General features: G+C 63.0%; 18 protein-coding genes. 5 read left to right on the forward strand and 13 right to left on the reverse strand.

Annotated elements, in window-relative coordinates; genetic code table 11:
* Positions 1-103: 103 nt before the first annotated feature.
* The 5 genes from RAD16_RS07215 to RAD16_RS07235 form a co-directional block, all read right to left on the reverse strand.
* A complete protein-coding gene (locus RAD16_RS07215) occupies positions 104-1,072 on the reverse strand; it encodes a branched-chain amino acid ABC transporter permease (protein WP_458157178.1) in 969 nt (322 codons plus the stop codon).
* A 1-nt stretch (position 1,073) separates the two neighbouring features.
* Entirely contained in the window at positions 1,074-1,937 is an 864-nt protein-coding gene (locus RAD16_RS07220; protein WP_458157179.1) for a branched-chain amino acid ABC transporter permease, read from the reverse strand.
* A gap of 73 nt (positions 1,938-2,010) precedes the next feature.
* Positions 2,011-3,231 (reverse strand): ABC transporter substrate-binding protein, encoded by a 1,221-nt coding sequence (locus RAD16_RS07225; protein WP_458157180.1) that lies wholly within the window; start codon positions 3,229-3,231, stop codon positions 2,011-2,013.
* Between the two features lie 47 nt (positions 3,232-3,278).
* Positions 3,279-4,025, reverse strand: coding sequence for an ABC transporter ATP-binding protein (locus tag RAD16_RS07230; RefSeq protein ID WP_458157181.1), 747 nt, complete (start codon positions 4,023-4,025; stop codon positions 3,279-3,281).
* Positions 4,018-4,773 (reverse strand): ABC transporter ATP-binding protein, encoded by a 756-nt coding sequence (locus RAD16_RS07235; protein ID WP_008551999.1) that lies wholly within the window; start codon positions 4,771-4,773, stop codon positions 4,018-4,020. The genes RAD16_RS07230 and RAD16_RS07235 overlap by 8 nt, the downstream gene beginning before the upstream one ends.
* A 311-nt stretch (positions 4,774-5,084) precedes the next feature.
* Between RAD16_RS07235 and RAD16_RS07240 the strand changes: the two genes are divergently transcribed.
* Positions 5,085-5,759 (forward strand): hypothetical protein, encoded by a 675-nt coding sequence (locus tag RAD16_RS07240; protein WP_458157409.1) that lies wholly within the window; start codon positions 5,085-5,087, stop codon positions 5,757-5,759.
* A 24-nt stretch (positions 5,760-5,783) separates the two neighbouring features.
* Here the strand turns inward: RAD16_RS07240 and RAD16_RS07245 are convergent, their stop codons facing one another.
* A complete protein-coding gene (locus tag RAD16_RS07245; RefSeq protein ID WP_458157410.1) occupies positions 5,784-6,137 on the reverse strand; it encodes an ArsC family reductase in 354 nt (117 codons plus the stop codon).
* Positions 6,138-6,242: 105 nt separating this feature from the next.
* Here RAD16_RS07245 and RAD16_RS07250 point away from each other — a divergent pair, with 105 nt between their 5' ends.
* The 3 genes from RAD16_RS07250 to RAD16_RS07260 all read left to right on the forward strand — a co-directional run bounded on the left by RAD16_RS07250 (position 6,243) and on the right by RAD16_RS07260 (position 8,245).
* Positions 6,243-6,614 carry a tRNA-binding protein gene (locus RAD16_RS07250; RefSeq protein WP_458157182.1) on the forward strand — a complete coding sequence of 124 codons (372 nt, stop codon included), beginning with the start codon at positions 6,243-6,245 and terminating at the stop codon, positions 6,612-6,614.
* Between the two features lie 216 nt (positions 6,615-6,830).
* A complete protein-coding gene (locus RAD16_RS07255; RefSeq protein WP_458157183.1) occupies positions 6,831-7,463 on the forward strand; it encodes a TetR/AcrR family transcriptional regulator in 633 nt (210 codons plus the stop codon).
* A complete protein-coding gene (locus tag RAD16_RS07260) occupies positions 7,460-8,245 on the forward strand; it encodes a sulfite exporter TauE/SafE family protein (RefSeq protein WP_458157184.1) in 786 nt (261 codons plus the stop codon). The genes RAD16_RS07255 and RAD16_RS07260 overlap by 4 nt, the downstream gene beginning before the upstream one ends.
* Positions 8,246-8,248: 3 nt before the next feature.
* Here RAD16_RS07260 and RAD16_RS07265 read toward each other — a convergent pair whose 3' ends face one another.
* The 4 genes from RAD16_RS07265 to RAD16_RS07280 form a co-directional block, all read right to left on the reverse strand.
* Positions 8,249-8,953: a glutathione S-transferase family protein gene (locus tag RAD16_RS07265; protein WP_458157185.1), complete on the reverse strand. Its 705-nt coding sequence runs from the start codon at positions 8,951-8,953 to the stop codon at positions 8,249-8,251.
* A gap of 81 nt (positions 8,954-9,034) precedes the next feature.
* A complete protein-coding gene (locus RAD16_RS07270) occupies positions 9,035-9,178 on the reverse strand; it encodes a hypothetical protein (protein WP_458157186.1) in 144 nt (47 codons plus the stop codon).
* Between the two features lie 117 nt (positions 9,179-9,295).
* A complete protein-coding gene (locus RAD16_RS07275) occupies positions 9,296-9,961 on the reverse strand; it encodes a DUF429 domain-containing protein (RefSeq protein WP_458157187.1) in 666 nt (221 codons plus the stop codon).
* A 103-nt stretch (positions 9,962-10,064) separates the two neighbouring features.
* The gene (locus RAD16_RS07280; protein ID WP_458157188.1) at positions 10,065-11,252 is read right to left on the reverse strand and encodes a serine hydrolase domain-containing protein; all 1,188 of its coding nucleotides are present in this window, start codon (positions 11,250-11,252) and stop codon (positions 10,065-10,067) included.
* A gap of 246 nt (positions 11,253-11,498) precedes the next feature.
* Here RAD16_RS07280 and RAD16_RS07285 point away from each other — a divergent pair, with 246 nt between their 5' ends.
* A complete protein-coding gene (locus RAD16_RS07285; RefSeq protein ID WP_458157189.1) occupies positions 11,499-12,041 on the forward strand; it encodes a hypothetical protein in 543 nt (180 codons plus the stop codon).
* A 5-nt stretch (positions 12,042-12,046) separates the two neighbouring features.
* On the opposite strand, the gene RAD16_RS07290 is transcribed toward RAD16_RS07285, so the two are convergent.
* The 3 genes from RAD16_RS07290 to RAD16_RS07300 form a co-directional block, all read right to left on the reverse strand.
* Positions 12,047-12,739, reverse strand: a complete 693-nt coding sequence (locus RAD16_RS07290; protein ID WP_458157190.1) for a GNAT family N-acetyltransferase — start codon at positions 12,737-12,739, stop codon at positions 12,047-12,049.
* A 4-nt stretch (positions 12,740-12,743) separates the two neighbouring features.
* A complete protein-coding gene (locus RAD16_RS07295; RefSeq protein ID WP_458157191.1) occupies positions 12,744-13,091 on the reverse strand; it encodes a Lin0512 family protein in 348 nt (115 codons plus the stop codon).
* A 212-nt stretch (positions 13,092-13,303) separates the two neighbouring features.
* Positions 13,304-14,968 (reverse strand): acetolactate synthase large subunit, encoded by a 1,665-nt coding sequence (locus RAD16_RS07300; RefSeq protein ID WP_458157192.1) that lies wholly within the window; start codon positions 14,966-14,968, stop codon positions 13,304-13,306.
* Positions 14,969-15,061 lie beyond the last annotated feature (93 nt).

Here is a 15,061-nt window from a genome sequence, read left to right on the forward strand (position 1 = left end):
TTTCATAAACCATTTCCGCCCCGCATGCGTGACATCTCACGCCCGCGGAGCCGGATCATCCACCGGATTATCGCGCCAATGAAATTGACGCGATATCAATTATTTAGAGCGATCTCCGGAAGTAATGGGCGATTTCGCCGATGACACCGCGCCGGAAGGTCAGCACGCAGACGACGAAGATCGAGCCCTGGATCACCGTCACCCACTGGCCGAAGCTGGCCAGATATTGCTGCATGGCGATGATCACGAAAGCGCCAACCACAGGCCCGAAGATGGTGCCAAGACCGCCGACCAGCGTCATCAGCACGACTTCGCCCGACATCGACCAGTGCACGTCGGTGAGCGAGGCGTTCTGCGCCACGAACACTTTCAGCGCGCCGGCAAAGCCGGCCAGCGTTCCCGACAGGACGAACGCCAGGAACTTGTACTGGTCGGTCCGGTAGCCGAGCGAGATCGCGCGCTGCTCGTTCTCACGGATCGACTTCAGGACTTCGCCGAACGGAGAGTTGATGATGCGGTAGATCAGCAGGAAGCCGGCGAGGAACCCAACCAGCACGACGTAATAGAGCACGGTCGGCTTGGACAGATCGAAGAGGCCGAACATGCGTCCCTGCGGAATGCCCTGGATGCCGTCCTCACCATGGGTGAACGGCGCCTGGAGGTAGATGAAGTACAAGAGCTGCGACAGCGCCAGCGTGATCATCGAGAAATAGATGCCCTGGCGGCGGATCGAGATGTAACCGGTGATGATCGAGAGACCAAAAGCAGCGACAATACCGACGAGGATGCCGAGCTCCGGCGGCAGTGCCCACACTTTCAGTGCATGCGCGCTGCAATAGCCGGCGGTGCCGAGGAACATCGCGTGTCCAAAGGACAGCAAGCCGCCATAGCCAATCAAAAGGTTGAAGGCGCAGGCGAGCAGCGCAAAGCACAGCGCCTGCATCACGAAGAACGGATAGACTCCTGTAAAGGGCACCGACGCCAGCAGCAGCGCCATCACCACAAACACAATCATCTCGTCGCGCATCGCGCGCGGGGTTACCGGCAGCGTGTCGTCCGTCAAGGCTGTCATATCAGGCCGCCCTTCCCGTCAATCCCGTTGGCTTCACTAAGAGCACCAGCACCATCAGCACGAACACGACGGTGTTGGAGGCCTCGGGGTAGAAATATTTGGTCAGGCCCTCGATCACTCCGAGCGCAAAGCCGGTGATGATGGAGCCCATGATCGATCCCATGCCGCCGATCACCACAACGGCGAACACGACGATGATGAGGTCGGCGCCCATCAGCGGCCGCACCTGGTTGATCGGCGCCGAGAGCACGCCCGCAAGCGCGGCAAGGCCGACGCCGAGGCCGTAGGTCAGCGTGATCATGCGCGGCACGTTGATGCCGAAGGCGCGGACCAGAGTCGGGTTTTCGGTGGCAGCGCGCAGGTAAGCGCCAAGCCGCGTCTTCTCGATTAGGAACCAGGTCGCAAGACACACGACCAACGAGAAGATGACCACCCAGCCGCGATAGATGGGTAAGAACATGAAGCCGAGATTCATGCCGCCCTTGAGCTGGTCAGGAATGGCGTAAGGCAGGCCGGAGGAGCCGAAATAGTTCTGGAACACGCCCTGCACGATCAGCGCGATGCCGAAGGTCAGCAGCAGGCCGTAGAGATGGTCGAGCCCGGTCAGGAATTTCAGCATGGTCCGTTCCAGGATCATGCCGAAGATGCCGACGATGATCGGCGCCAGCAGCAGCGCCCACCAGTAATTGATGCCGCCGAGGTTCAGGAGGAAATAGGCGACGAAGGCGCCCATCATGTAGAGCGCGCCATGGGCGAAATTGATGATGTTGAGCATGCCGAAGATCACGGCAAGCCCGAGACTGAGCAGCGCGTAGAACGAGCCGTTGATCAGTCCCACCAGTAGCTGAGCGTATAGAGCCTGCATCGATCCCGTACCCGGTCCCTTCGGCCTTCCCTGGATAGCTGCCCGCCGGCTCGAAGCCGGCGGGCTGTTGTTCTTACTTCTTGAGCAGTGGGCACTTGCTCTCGGAGAGCGGCGTGAAGGCCTGGTCGCCCGACACCGTGCCGACCAGCTTGTAGAAGTCCCACGGCCCCTTCGACTCGGAGGGCTTCTTCACCTCGAACAGATAGGCATTGTGGATGGTGCGGCCGTTGGGCTGGATCTCGCCCTTGCCGAACAGATCGTCCTCGGTCGGCATCGACTTCATCTTCTCGACGACCTTGACGCCGTCATGAGGATTGCCGCCGAGCGCTTCGAGCGCCTTGAGATAATGGCGCACGCCGGCATAGACGCCCGCCTGCACCATGGTCGGCATCGCGCCGTTCTTCATCTTCTCCGAGAACTTCTTGGAGAAGGCGCGGGTCTGGTCGTTCATGTCCCAGTAGAAGGTCTCGGTGAAGTTGAGGCCCTGCGCGGTCTCGAGACCAATCGCCTTGACGTCGGTGAGGAACAGCAACAGCGCGGCGAGCTTCTGGCCGCCCTTGACGATGCCGAACTCGGCCGCCTGCTTGATCGAGTTGGTGGTGTCGCCGCCGGCATTGGCAAGGCCGACGATCTTGGCCTTGGACGCCTGCGCCTGGAGCAGGAACGAGGAGAAGTCCGGCGTGTTCAGGGGATGCTTGACGCCGCCGACCACCTTGCCGCCATTGGCGGTGACCACGGCCGTGGTGTCGCGCTCGAGCGCCGCACCGAAGGCATAGTCCGCGGTCAGGAAGAACCAGCTGTCGCCACCCGCCTTCACCAGCGCCTGCCCCGTGGTGTGGGCCAGCATGTAGGTGTCGTAGGTCCAGTGCACGGTGTTGGGCGAGCACTGCGCGTTGGTCAGGTCGGAGGTCGCAGCACCCGAGTTGATGTAGACGCCGTTCTTTTCCTTGATGACGTTGTTGACGGCGAGCGCAACGCCCGAGTTCGGCACGTCGACGATGACGTCGACCTTGTCGACGTCGAACCACTGGCGCGCGATCGCGGTGCCGATGTCGGGCTTGTTCTGGTGGTCGCCGGAGATGATGTCGATCTTCCAGCCCTTGGCCGCGAGACCGGAATCCTCAACCGCCATCTGCGCGGCGAGCGTCGAGCCGGGGCCGCCGAGATCGGCATAGAGGCCGGACTGATCGGACAGCGCACCGATCTTGACCGTCTTGTCCTGTGCGAAGGCTACGCCAGCCGTGGTGACGGCCAATGCCGCGCCGAGCAGAAACGATGCAATCGACTTCTTCATGTGACTTCCCTCGTGAATTTCTCTTCGTCGTTTGACGTTTGGCCGTTCTAGACGCCGAGATAGGTGTGGAGCTTGTCCATGTTGGCGGCAAGCTCCGCGTTGGAAAATCCGTCAATGATCTTGCCGTGTTCGACGACGTAATAGCGGTCGGCGACGGTGGATGCGAAACGGAAGTTCTGCTCGACCAGGAGGATCGTGAATCCCTCCTTCTTGAGCCGCGCAATGGTGTGGCCGATCTGCTGGATGATGACGGGTGCCAGGCCCTCGGTCGGCTCGTCCAGCATCAGGAAGCTTGCGCCGGTGCGCAGGATGCGCGCGATCGCGAGCATCTGCTGCTCGCCGCCGGAGAGCTTGGTGCCCTGGCTGTTGAGCCGCTCCTTCAGGTTCGGAAACAGCTCGAAGATCTGCTCGAGCGGCAACCCGCCTTCACGGACCACTGGCGGCAGCAGCAAATTCTCCCGCACGTCGAGGCTGGAGAATATCCCTCGCTCTTCCGGACAGAACGCGATGCCCATGCGCGCAATCTTGTCGGAGGTCGCGCGGATGATCTCCTGGTTGTTGAATTTGATCGAGCCGGCACGCTTGCCGATGATGCCCATGATCGACTTCAGCGTGGTGGTCTTGCCGGCGCCGTTGCGCCCGAGCAGCGTGACGACCTCGCCCGCATTCACGTCGAAATTGATCCCGTGCAGGATGTGGGACTCGCCGTACCATGCTTCGAGGTTGCGGACCTGAAGGATGTTTCCGCCGGTCGCAGACTTTGCCGGAGCCTCGGCGATCGCAGTGTCAGGCATGACCGGCTCCCAGATACGCTTCCTTGACGCGCTCGTCCTTGGTGAGTTCGCTGTAATGGCCCTGCGCCAGCACCTGCCCGCGCGTCAGCACGGTGATGATGTCGGAGAGATTGGCCACGACGCTGAGGTTATGCTCAACCATCAGGATAGTATATTTCGCGGAGATCCGCTTGATCAGCGCCGCGATCTTGTCGATGTCCTCGTGACCCATGCCGGCCATCGGCTCGTCCAGCAGCATCATTTCGGGGTCGAGCGCCAGCGTCGTTGCGATCTCGAGTGCACGCTTGCGCCCGTAGGGCATCTCGACCGCGGGCGTATTGGCAAACTCGCTGAGGCCGACATCGTTCAACAGTTCGCGCGCGCGATCGTTGAAGCGGTTGAGCACCGACTTGGAACGCCAGAAGTCGAACGAGCTGCCGTGCTGGCGCTGAAGCGCGACACGGACGTTTTCCAGCGCGGTGAGATGCGGAAATACCGCCGAGATCTGGAACGAGCGAACGAGGCCCATGCGGGCCACGTCGGCCGGCGCCATCGCGGTGATGTCCTGCCCCTTGTACAGGATTTTTCCGGCAGACGGTTTCAGGAACTTGGTCAAGAGATTGAAGCACGTCGTCTTGCCGGCGCCGTTCGGGCCGATCAACGCATGAATGCTTCCACGGCGGACCTTGAGCGCAACGTCGCGGACAGCGAAGAAGCCCGCGAACTCCTTGGTCAAGCCTTCCGTTTCGAGAATAAACTCATCGGCCAAACAGATTTCCCCCTGCCCGCGCAAACGCGCGTGGCTATCCTTGTTGCTTCGACTTTCCCGACGCCTTGCGGCCGTCCGGGAACTCCGCCTCCGGGCGCGGAATATGCCGGAGGTGACGGGGGTTAGGCAAGGCGGAAAGCTGAGCAGATCAGGCCTTCGGCTGGGATACAAATGCTCCCTTAGTCGGAGGCGTTTCGATGTCGTGCCTGCCCGGCCTTCCGGTTCGCGAAAGCACCGGTCATCAAGCCGTCGTTAACGGTCTTTCGTCCCGCACGCCAGCCTTCATAGAAAATTTTCCCGCAAGCTGCATGATGCGCAGGTCTCGAACTGCCGGGAATATTGTTTTGGATTTCGCAAGCGCCGCGCCCTCCGTCGTCAAGTCGATCAGGCAGCGTGATCTCCTGAACACGTGGCTGCGACTTTATGCGCGCCAGCAGATGGCGCCTGCGATCTGGGAGTATCAGCCGGCACGACTCGAGGAAGAGTTATTCGATCTCATCTACTATACGGTGGATCTTTCGACCGAGACGCCACGCCTCGTCATCCAGAGCGAAGGCACGCGCATCTCGCGCGCCTATGGACATACCGGCAAGGGCGTTCCGCTGGATGAATATATCGGGGCGCGGCTCGTGCCTTTCGTGATGCCCATCTATCATGAATGCGTCGCGCGCGGACTGCCGGTCTACAGCGTGGCCGATGTCGACGACATCTATGGCCGCGTCGTCGCCTATGAGCGCTTGCTGCTGCCGTTCCAGACCGACGGAAAGGTCTGTCACGTCATCGCTTCGCTCAAGACCTTCTGCGAGGACGGCGGCTTCGAGATCAAGAATCTGATGCGCGGAAATGACGCGCTGCCGCGCCCGAAATTGCGCGCGGTGATCGATCGCGATCTCTTTCATCGCGCCCCCGGCCGCATCGCAGCCGCGGATGTGGTCGAGTTCGCCGATCAGCCCGGCGTCACCACCGAGATCATCGAGCTGAACTGACGCCCCGCGCGATCGGACGCCGTTCTACTTGGCCTTCACTTCCTTGGCGTAGATATCCGGCTTGAAGCCGACCAGCAGCTTGCCGCCGGCTTCCAGCACCGGCCGCTTGATCATCGATGGTTGCGCTAGCATCAGGGCCAGCGCCTTTTTCTCGGTGAGGCCTTCCTTGTCGGCCTCCGGCAGCTTCTTGAAGGTGGTGCCGGCGCGATTGAGCAGCGTCTCCCAGCCGACCTTGTCGCTCCACTGCTTGAGCTTGTCCTTGTCGACGCCCACAGCCTTGTAATCGTGAAACTCGTAGGCCACGCCGTGGCTGTCGAGCCAGGTGCGGGCCTTCTTCATGGTGTCGCAGTTCTTGATGCCGTAGATGGTGTTGGGCAAGAGCAGTTCCTCGCGCATGCGTGATGCTTCGGCTGCGGCGTTGTACGAAACTCCGCTTCGCGCGACAATATTGGGATCCAAGCCAGCTCTCCGAACGGATACATCATGCACGTCACTCACGATCCCGCCGCGGCCGCCTCGCCGACCATCGACTTCAACGCCTTCCTCGCGGTCGACATCCGCGTCGGGACCATCGTCGATGCAAAGCCGTTCCCGGAGGCGCGCAAGCCGGCGTGGCGGCTGTGGATCGACTTCGGTCCGGCCATCGGCGTGCGCAAGAGCTCGGCGCAAATCACCGAAAACCATCCGATCGAGACGCTGGTGGGACAACAGGTCGCGGCGGTGGTCAATTTCCCGCCGCGCCAGATCGGCCCGGTCGTGTCGGAGGTGCTGACGCTCGGCTTCCCCGATGCCGACGGCAAGGTCGTGCTGGTGCAGCCGAGCAAGCCCGTGCCGAACGGCGGACGGCTATTCTAGCGGCGCGCCATCGAGGCCGCAGCGGCGCCTCAATCGGCGCAATCACAACGGAACAATCTTCTCCCTTGCCGGCTCAAGACGGTCGGACTTGACCAAAATCTTCTTGGCGAATAAAAATGACTGACTGATCATTTTTTATATTGACCCGCTAAAGCAGAGCCCCAGCCGGCCACCGGCTAAAACGATCGATCTGTCAGTTATTTATGGACCGCCCGGATGCCCAAGATCAGCGACAAGCAGCGCGAAGGCCGGCGGCAGCAGATTCTCGAAGCCGCCCTCGGCTGCTTCGCCGAGGACGGATTTCACCAGACCGGCATGGCCGACATCGTCAAGCGGTCCGGACTGAGCCACGGCGCGGTCTATCTCTACTTCCAGAGCAAGGATGATCTGATCGAGGCGCTCGCCGACGACCGTCACCGCCGCGAGGCCGTGCTCAACTCGGTCGCGCAGGGATCGGGCGATCCGATTGAAGGTCTCCACGCGCTGATCCGCGTCTACGCGCAATGGCTCACCGATCCCGCCGGCGAAGCGCGCCGCCGCGTCGGCATCCATGGCTGGGCCGAGGCGCTGCGCAATCGCCGCGTCCGCACCAGCGTCGTCGAAGGCATCGACATGCCGCGCGCGCTGATCGTGGCGCTGGTCGAGCGCGGCCAGCACGACGGCCTCATCAAGCGCGATATCAGCGCGGAGGCGATCGCGCGGGTGCTGATCGCGATCTTCCAGGGCTTTGTGCTGCAAAAATGCTGGGGCGAAGATTTTGACGTCGGGGCCTGCATGGCAGCCGTCGATGGCGTGGTCGATGGCTTCCGTACGACCAAGCCCGACGTCAAGCGACGGACCAGGACATGACCGATGTCCTTCTTGAACTCATTGCCGGCGCCGGCGTCGGCCTGATCGGAGGGCTCGCGTCGGGCTTCACGGGCACAAGCCCGGGGGGCGGTCTCGTGATCTTCTCCGTGCTGATGCTCGGGGCCGAGCAGCATATCGCCCAGGGCACCTCGCTGATCACGCAGATTCCGCCGACGGGTCTCGCCGGCGTGCGCCGCTATTGGCAGAGCGGGAATCGCAGTCCGCTGTCATGGATCATCTGGATCTGCATCGGATTTCTCGTCGGTGGCATCGGCGGCGGCTATGCCGCGGCCGCGGTGTCCGACGCGGTTCTGCAATGGACTTATGTCGTCTACCTCGTCGCGCTGATCGCCCTCCTCATCCTGCGACACGACCGCAACGAGGCAAGCGACAAGGCCAACGGCCGGGATAATCTGCCCCGGCTGCCCCTGCTCCTCATCGGCATGGCGGCCGGCTTTTCGTCCGGCTTCATGGGCATCGGCGGAGGCCTTGCGATCACTGTCGGCCTCGCAGCAGGCCTGCGCGTGCCGCAGCATCAGGCGCAGCTCGTCAGCCTCATCTTCTCGGTCATCCCGACCAACATCCCGGCGGCCTGGATCTACTGGAGCAAGGGACTCATGGTCGGCTGGCCGGCCGTCATCGGCATCGTTGCCGGCCTCTGGATCGGCACCGATTTCGGTGCACGCATGGCCAACGGCGTCAGCAAATCGGCGCTGCGCCGGGCCATGATCGCTCTCGTTGGGCTGATGGCGCTCTACATGGCGTACAAGGCGCTGACTTAGATCTTACGGCCGCTTCGGAATGTTCAGTCCGCGTTCCACGGCGGGGCGCGCAAGGCCACGTTCGAGCCAAGCAGCAACCGACTTGAATTGGCTGAACTCGACGAGATCGCCGGCGCCATAGAAGCCGATGAGGTTGCGCACCCAGCCGAGCATCGAGATATCCGCGATGGTGTAATCGTCATCCATGAACCATTGCCGGCCGGCGAGGTGCGTCTCCATCACGCCGAGCAGGCGCTTGGCTTCGCTGACGTAACGATCGCGCGGCCGCTTGTCCTCAAAGTCCTTGCCGGCGAATTTGTGGAAGAAGCCGACCTGGCCGAACATCGGCCCGATGCCGCCCATCTGGAAATGCACCCACTGGATGGTCTGGTAGCGGCGCGCAGCGTCCTCCGGCAAGAGCTTGCCGGTCTTCTCCGCGAGATATTGCAGGATCGCGCCGGACTCGAACAGCGGCAGTGGCCTGCCGCCGGGACCGTTGGGATCGAGGATCGCAGGGATCTTGCCGTTCGGATTGAGTGAGAGGAACTCCGGCGTCTTCTGATCGTCCTTGCCGAAATCGACGAGATGGACTTCGTAAGGCAGCCCGATCTCCTCCAGCATGATCGAGACCTTCACGCCGTTCGGCGTCGGTAGCGAATAGAGCTGAAGCAGCTCAGGATGCTTTGCCGGCCAGCGCTTGGTGATCGGAAAGGCGGATAGATCGGACATCGGGACCCCGGCTTCGTTCGTGAGATTGCGCCTAGTCTAGGCGAGCCATCGAACGGTGCAAGGCCGGGTCATTGAGCCAAATTAAAACGGCCGCAGCAGATGATTGGTTGCGTAGACCGCATCGCGCTGGGCGCGCTGCTCGACGAAGAGCTGACCGGTCACGAGCAATGCTCCGGTGAAAACGAGCGCGAGCATCGCGGTTACGAACTGACTGGCATCATTCATCGCACGAGCTTTCTCTCAATTCTGTTCGCACGGGGAACGCGCGCCGACCAGCACCAGTTCCTGTATGGTTCGAATAAATTGCCTATTTTTCCCGAGTCGGAGCAGCTAGATTCGGCCTCAATAATTGATCTCCATCCGCAGTCCGCGCGGATCGACCTCCTCGCCGCCGACACGCTGCGTGCTGTCGCGAGCGGCAACCGCACAAGCACAGGCGTCGACGAGATCGTCGCGGCCGATACCGGTGCCTTGGCGCAGCGTCAGCCATTTTCGCAGGCGTGTAAAACCGCGTCTCTCCAGGAGCGCGATGCGTTGTTCGCGGCCTTGCGCCGACGCCTTGCCGTCGAGCCGCACGCGGCCGGCGAGATTCCAGAAGATCAATTCCGGATGCGCCTCGCCGATGATTGCCTGCCCCGCCGGCGTCATGATCACGTCGACCTCCCTGATCTTGTCCCTGATATTCCAAAGCTGCGCCGAGACGCCTCTGCCCTTGCCTTCGTGCAGCCAGTAGTGGCGATTGGCTGCCGCCATATCGGCGAATGCCCAGAGGTCGCGGCGAGCCCCGAGAAACACGGCGGGGCCGATCAATTCGCGTGCACGCAAGTCGCACACACGATAGCCGGCCGGCTTCAATCCGATCGGCATGTCGATCATCGCGCGCGCATGCGGCATCGCGAGCAGGCGCGTCAGCCCCGGCGAATAGTCAAAACCGTGATCGCCGCGCCCGTCGATCCAGGCCGCTACCCAGCCGAAACGAAATCCATCGAGGCCGAGATAGTTGGGCACGTCTGCGATCCCACTCCCCCATCTGTCATTGAACAGCCTGCCACGTCTCATCTCGTCAGATATTCGCGCATCAGGGGCGCGGGTGCGCGCAATTTTTTCGCGGTCAGCCTCCGACGGCCTGGTAGGCAAGGCGCTTGAACTCGAAGAAGTACGGATTCCAGAAACCCATATAGCGCTGGGCCATCAACACGCCGGCGGTATTGGCCTCGGGGCAGATCCACCAATGGGTGCCGGCCAGCCCGCCCCACTGGAATTCGCCGGTGGAGTTCGGCGGATCCGACGGCATCGGCGCGAAGGTGATGGCGCCGCCGAGCCCAAAACCCTTGCCGGGGATCGGGCCGAGATTGGCGAAACGGATGGTCCGCCCTGCGGGCAACTGGTTCGTCATCATCTGCCGCAGCGTTTCCGGCTTCAGCAGCGCATTCGACCCCGGCACCAGAGCCCGTACGAGCGCGAGCATATCAGGCAGGGTCGAGACCAGGCCGCCGCCGCCCGAGAGCCGTGGGAACGGCCGCCGGTAGGCTTGCGGATAAGGCAGATTGTCGTCGGCGCGCGTGAGGCCGGGCTTCATGGGATCGAGCGGGTCCGCACCGTTGTAGAGCGCGACCAGCCTCTCCTGCTGCGCCTCCGGCACGAAGAAGCCGGTATCGGTCATGCCGAGCGGATCGAAGATGCTCGCCTTGAAGACGGCATCGAGGGATTTGCCCGAGATCACCTCGACGACGCGGCCAAGCACGTCGGTCGCGACCGAATATTCCCAAGCCGTGCCGGGCTGATAGGACAGCGGCAGATCGGCGAGCTTGTCGATCATGTCGGTCAGCGGCGTCAGCGGATTGAGCACGCCCGCCGCGTTGTAGCCCTTGAACAGCACCGTGCCCGGATCGAAGATGCCGTAGCTGAGGCCGGAGGTGTGGGTCAGAAGCTGGCGGATCGTGATCGGACCATTCGCCGGCTCGACATCGGCAAGGCTCGCCGCGCCGGGCTTCAAGACCTTGCGATTGCCGAGCTGCGGCAGGAATTTCTCGACGGGGTCATCGAGCCCGATGCGCCCCTCTTCCATCAACAGCATGATCGCGCAGGTGACGAAGATCTTGGTGTTGGAAAAGGCGCGAAAGATGTGGTCGGGCCGGAGCGCGGTCTTCGCCTCGCGGTCGGCAAAGCCGACGCATTGCTGGTCAACGACGTCGTGGCCACGCAGTACCGCCCAGGACGCGCCGGGGATGATCTCCTGATCGACGTAGCGCTGCATCGCCGTCCGCACGGCGGAAAAATCGGTTGCCCTGGCGTCCATGAAGTTCTGCCTCCCTGAATTGGTTGCAATGGATATAGCGAGAAATCGGCCGCGGGGAAGCCCACCCCTTCGGGCCCGGATCGGCACGGGACACATCGATATTTTTGTTTCGCCCCGTGTTCACTGGCGCGCGAGCAACACGACGAAAACCACAGCAATCCTTGCGGCAAGACCTCGTTAAGCGCGCGACCTTTAGCCTCGCACCCATGTTCAGCGTATTCCTGACTTCATCATGGGTGACCGGCAATGACCTCGATCTCTGCAACCTCCACCAGTTCTTACTCCCCGCTCGACCGCCTTAAGAGCGAGCTCACCAAGGAAGTCTCGGCGGGCACCTTCAGCTCGAGCGACGAGACGGCGCTCTCCTCCGCGCTCGACGACATCGATTCCGCGCTCAAGAGCGGCGCGTCCAGCTCCAGCTCCTCGTCGCCGCCCTCGCCCGACGAGATGCAGTCCAAGATCGACGACGTCATCCAGAGCGAGGTGTCGAGCGGCAAGCTGACCAGCGACCAGGCCAGCGAATTGAAGAACGTGTTCGCCAACACCTTCTCGGGGATCAGCGGCGCCGGCGGCCCGCCTCCGCCGCCGAACGACAGCAGCGATTCATCGAGCACCGGCAGTACCGACTCCACCTCCTCGTCGAGCTCATCCTCCGCCAGCGCCGAGGACCTGATGAAGGAGTTGATCGCGATGCTGCAGAGCGCGACCAGCCAGTCGACCTCCTACGGCTCCAGCGGCAACAGCAACGCCTCCTCGGCGAGCGCATTGCTGGTCGACTATAAGACCTGACGCCGTCACTCCTGCTTCATCAGCGCGGTGACATGCAGGCGGCGGCGGATGCGCATGCCCTGCCGCTGATAGAGCGCGATGGCGGACGCGTTGCTGGAAAACACGTGCAGGAACGGGATCTCGCCGCGCGCCTCGATCTGGCGCGCGACGGCCGCCAGCAGCGCCTGCGCATAGCCGCGGCCGCGATGATCGGGATGCACGCAGACCGCCGTCATCTCGGTGAATTTGCCCGGCTTCATCCGCTCGCCGGTCATGGCGACCAGCTCGCCATTGATGCGGATGCCGAGGAACGTGCCGAGCTCGTGCGTCCGTGCGGCAAACGGCCCGGGCTTGGTCAGCGCCGTCAGCGCCATCATCGCAGAAACATCGGCGTCACCGAGCGTGACGATGTCGGCCCCGCGAAGCGGGCTGTCCGCGGGTGATCCGATCATCTGCTCGCCGGTGTCGGCGAGCACGACCTTGAAGCCGTCGGGCGGTGTCACCGCCTCCGGCGTGAACAGCGCAGCCACCTGCGACGGCGACAGGAGATCGCCGAGCGCGGCAAAGCTTGCCCCCGACATGTCGACCATGTCGGCAAAGGGCGTCATGTCCACGGGATAGCGGAACGCGCGCGGGCCGCCTTCCGCCAGATGCTTGTGGCTCGTCGTCAGCGCACTCCAGATCGGGTGATCCAGCAGCGCGAATTCGCTGTCGGACACTGCACTAATCCTTGTCGAAGCTGACGATCACGGCGGCGTTGGCGATGAGGATGGGATCGTTGGCCACTTCCGTGGCCGAAGGAATCTCCAGCCCGCCCTTGACCGCGGTGACGGTCACGGTGCCGTAAGGAAGCTCCTTCGCGACCGCAGCTGTGTCCACCGCCTCGGGATTGGGCACGCCGATGGTGACGTCGACGAACATATCGTTGGCGGTCTTGCCGATCATCCGGAAGAACCCGAGGCTCGAATGCCTGATGGCATCCGACACCGCGCGCTTCGCCGCCTTGGTGGCGTCCCTGCCGTGGACGTCGACGCCCATGCCCATCTCGGTGACACAACGAACGCGAGTCATGCTTTATTCCTGTGGTTGGTGAGGTGATGAGTGTCGACGATCGGGGAGCGTGACACAAGTTGTTATCGTAATGAGGGAGCACCTGTAGCCCGCATGAGCGCAGCGACATGGGGGAACACTTTACCCGGATATCGCTGCGCTCATCCGGGCTACGAAGCTGGATTTTGCCGCTGCGCTCGCAATGACGGGTGTGGCGAGAGCGTCAAACAAACTCACGCCTTCGCCTTCTCATGCGCGCGCAGCTCGTCGACCAGCACCCGCACGTTCTCCGAATAATCGATCGGGATCGAGACCAGGTGCACGCCACCCTCCCTGAACGCAGCATCGAGCGTCGGGCCAAAGCTGTCGATGCTTGCGATGCGATGGCCCTTGGCGCCATAGGCTTTCGCATAGAGCGCAAAGTCGGGATTACCAAAAGTCATGCCGTAATCGGCGAAATGATCGACCGCCTGCTTCCAGCGGATCATGCCGTAGGCGTTGTCCTCCAGCACCAGCACGACGAGGTTGAGCTTGAGACGGACGGCGGTCTCCATCTCCTGGCTGTTCATCATGAAACCGCCGTCACCGGCGACCGCGAGCACGCGGCGGTCGGGGTAGAGCATCGCGGCCATCATCGCCGACGGCAGGCCGGCGCCCATCGTCGCCAGCGCGTTGTCGAGCAAGAGCGTGTTGGCGACGCGGGTGCGGTAATTGCGCGCGAACCAGATCTTGTACATGCCGTTGTCGAGCGCGACGATGCCGTTCTCGGGGATGACCTGGCGGATGTCGTGCACGATCCGCTGCGGCGTCGGCGGCCAGCGCGTCTCGGTGGCGCGGTCGGCGATGTGCTTGAGGATGTCCTCGCGCAACGGCAACAGCGCCGCCGCCTGTGGCAGCTTGCCTTCGAGCCGGTCGGCCAGCAGCTCCAGGCTCGGGGCGACGTCGCCGACCACCTCGGCATCGGGAAAATAGACCAGCTCGACGCTGGCCGAGGTGTAGCTGACGTGGATCACCTTCGGCCCCGACGGCCCCATGATGAAGGGCGGCTTCTCGATCGGATCATGGCCGATCGCCACGATCAGGTCGGCGGCATCGATCGCATCATGGACATAATCGCGCTCCGACAGTGCCGCCGTGCCCATGTAGAGATTGGTGCCGCCGGGCACGGTGCCCTTCCCCATCTGCGTCGTGAAGAAGGGAATGCCGGTCCGTCGCACGAAGCTCGCAATGCCATGGGTCGAGCGCGGCCGGCTGGTCGCAGCACCCATCATCACCAGCGGGCGCTTTGCGGCTAAAATCATCTCGGCGGCGCGATCAAGCGCGGCGCGATGGGCGACGGGGATTTCGATCGGATGGATCGGGACCACCGGAGTAGCGGGCACTTCGTCACCCGCGATGTCCTCGGGTAGTTCGAGATGCACCGGGCCCGGCCGCTCCTCCATCGCCACGCGGAAGGCATCGCGGACCACGGTCGGGATCGAGGAGGCGCTGACGATCTGCCGCGACAGTTTCGTCAGCGGCTTCATGGTCGCGACCACGTCCACGATCTGGAAGCGCGCCTGCCGGCTGCTCATGATCGGCTTCTGCCCGGTGATGAGGATCATCGGCATCGCGCCGAGATGCGCATAGGCCGCGCCGGTGGACAGGTTGAGCGCGCCGGGACCGAGTGTGGAGAGGCACACGCCGGGCTTGCCGGTCAGCCGTCCATGCGTCGCGGCCATGAAGGCGGCCGCCTGCTCGTGGCGGGTGAGGACCAGTTCGATCTTGGAGGTGCGCAGCGATTCGACAAGATCGAGATTTTCCTCGCCGGGCACGCCGAAAATGCGGTCGACGCCTTCGTTCTCCAGCGCCGCGACGAACAGGTCCGATCCCTTCACTTTGCGTTCCTGTCCACTCATGTCGCCTCCGCTTGCTGCTGGATCCCGTGGTGGGATCGGGCGCATGGTAGCTAACTGGGCCGCATGCACAACTCACAAAGAGTGGCGCATCTG

The organism is Bradyrhizobium sp. 18BD, from assembly GCF_054185225.1.

Bases quoted from the DNA above. Each gene is read 5' to 3' on its own strand.
- RAD16_RS07280 (WP_458157188.1), bottom strand. From the start codon at position 11,252: ATGGACGCCAGGGCAACCGATTTTTCCGCCGTGCGGACGGCGATGCAG.
- RAD16_RS07225 (WP_458157180.1), bottom strand. From the start codon at position 3,231: ATGAAGAAGTCGATTGCATCGTTTCTGCTCGGCGCGGCATTGGCCGTC.
- RAD16_RS07230 (WP_458157181.1), bottom strand. From the start codon at position 4,025: ATGCCTGACACTGCGATCGCCGAGGCTCCGGCAAAGTCTGCGACCGGC.
- RAD16_RS07260 (WP_458157184.1), top strand. From the start codon at position 7,460: ATGACCGATGTCCTTCTTGAACTCATTGCCGGCGCCGGCGTCGGCCTG.
- RAD16_RS07215 (WP_458157178.1), bottom strand. From the start codon at position 1,072: ATGACAGCCTTGACGGACGACACGCTGCCGGTAACCCCGCGCGCGATG.
- RAD16_RS07265 (WP_458157185.1), bottom strand. From the start codon at position 8,953: ATGTCCGATCTATCCGCCTTTCCGATCACCAAGCGCTGGCCGGCAAAG.
- RAD16_RS07220 (WP_458157179.1), bottom strand. From the start codon at position 1,937: ATGCAGGCTCTATACGCTCAGCTACTGGTGGGACTGATCAACGGCTCG.
- RAD16_RS07255 (WP_458157183.1), top strand. From the start codon at position 6,831: ATGCCCAAGATCAGCGACAAGCAGCGCGAAGGCCGGCGGCAGCAGATT.
- RAD16_RS07300 (WP_458157192.1), bottom strand. From the start codon at position 14,968: ATGAGTGGACAGGAACGCAAAGTGAAGGGATCGGACCTGTTCGTCGCG.
- RAD16_RS07240 (WP_458157409.1), top strand. From the start codon at position 5,085: ATGCGCAGGTCTCGAACTGCCGGGAATATTGTTTTGGATTTCGCAAGC.
- RAD16_RS07285 (WP_458157189.1), top strand. From the start codon at position 11,499: ATGACCTCGATCTCTGCAACCTCCACCAGTTCTTACTCCCCGCTCGAC.
- RAD16_RS07270 (WP_458157186.1), bottom strand. From the start codon at position 9,178: ATGAATGATGCCAGTCAGTTCGTAACCGCGATGCTCGCGCTCGTTTTC.
- RAD16_RS07250 (WP_458157182.1), top strand. From the start codon at position 6,243: ATGCACGTCACTCACGATCCCGCCGCGGCCGCCTCGCCGACCATCGAC.
- RAD16_RS07295 (WP_458157191.1), bottom strand. From the start codon at position 13,091: ATGACTCGCGTTCGTTGTGTCACCGAGATGGGCATGGGCGTCGACGTC.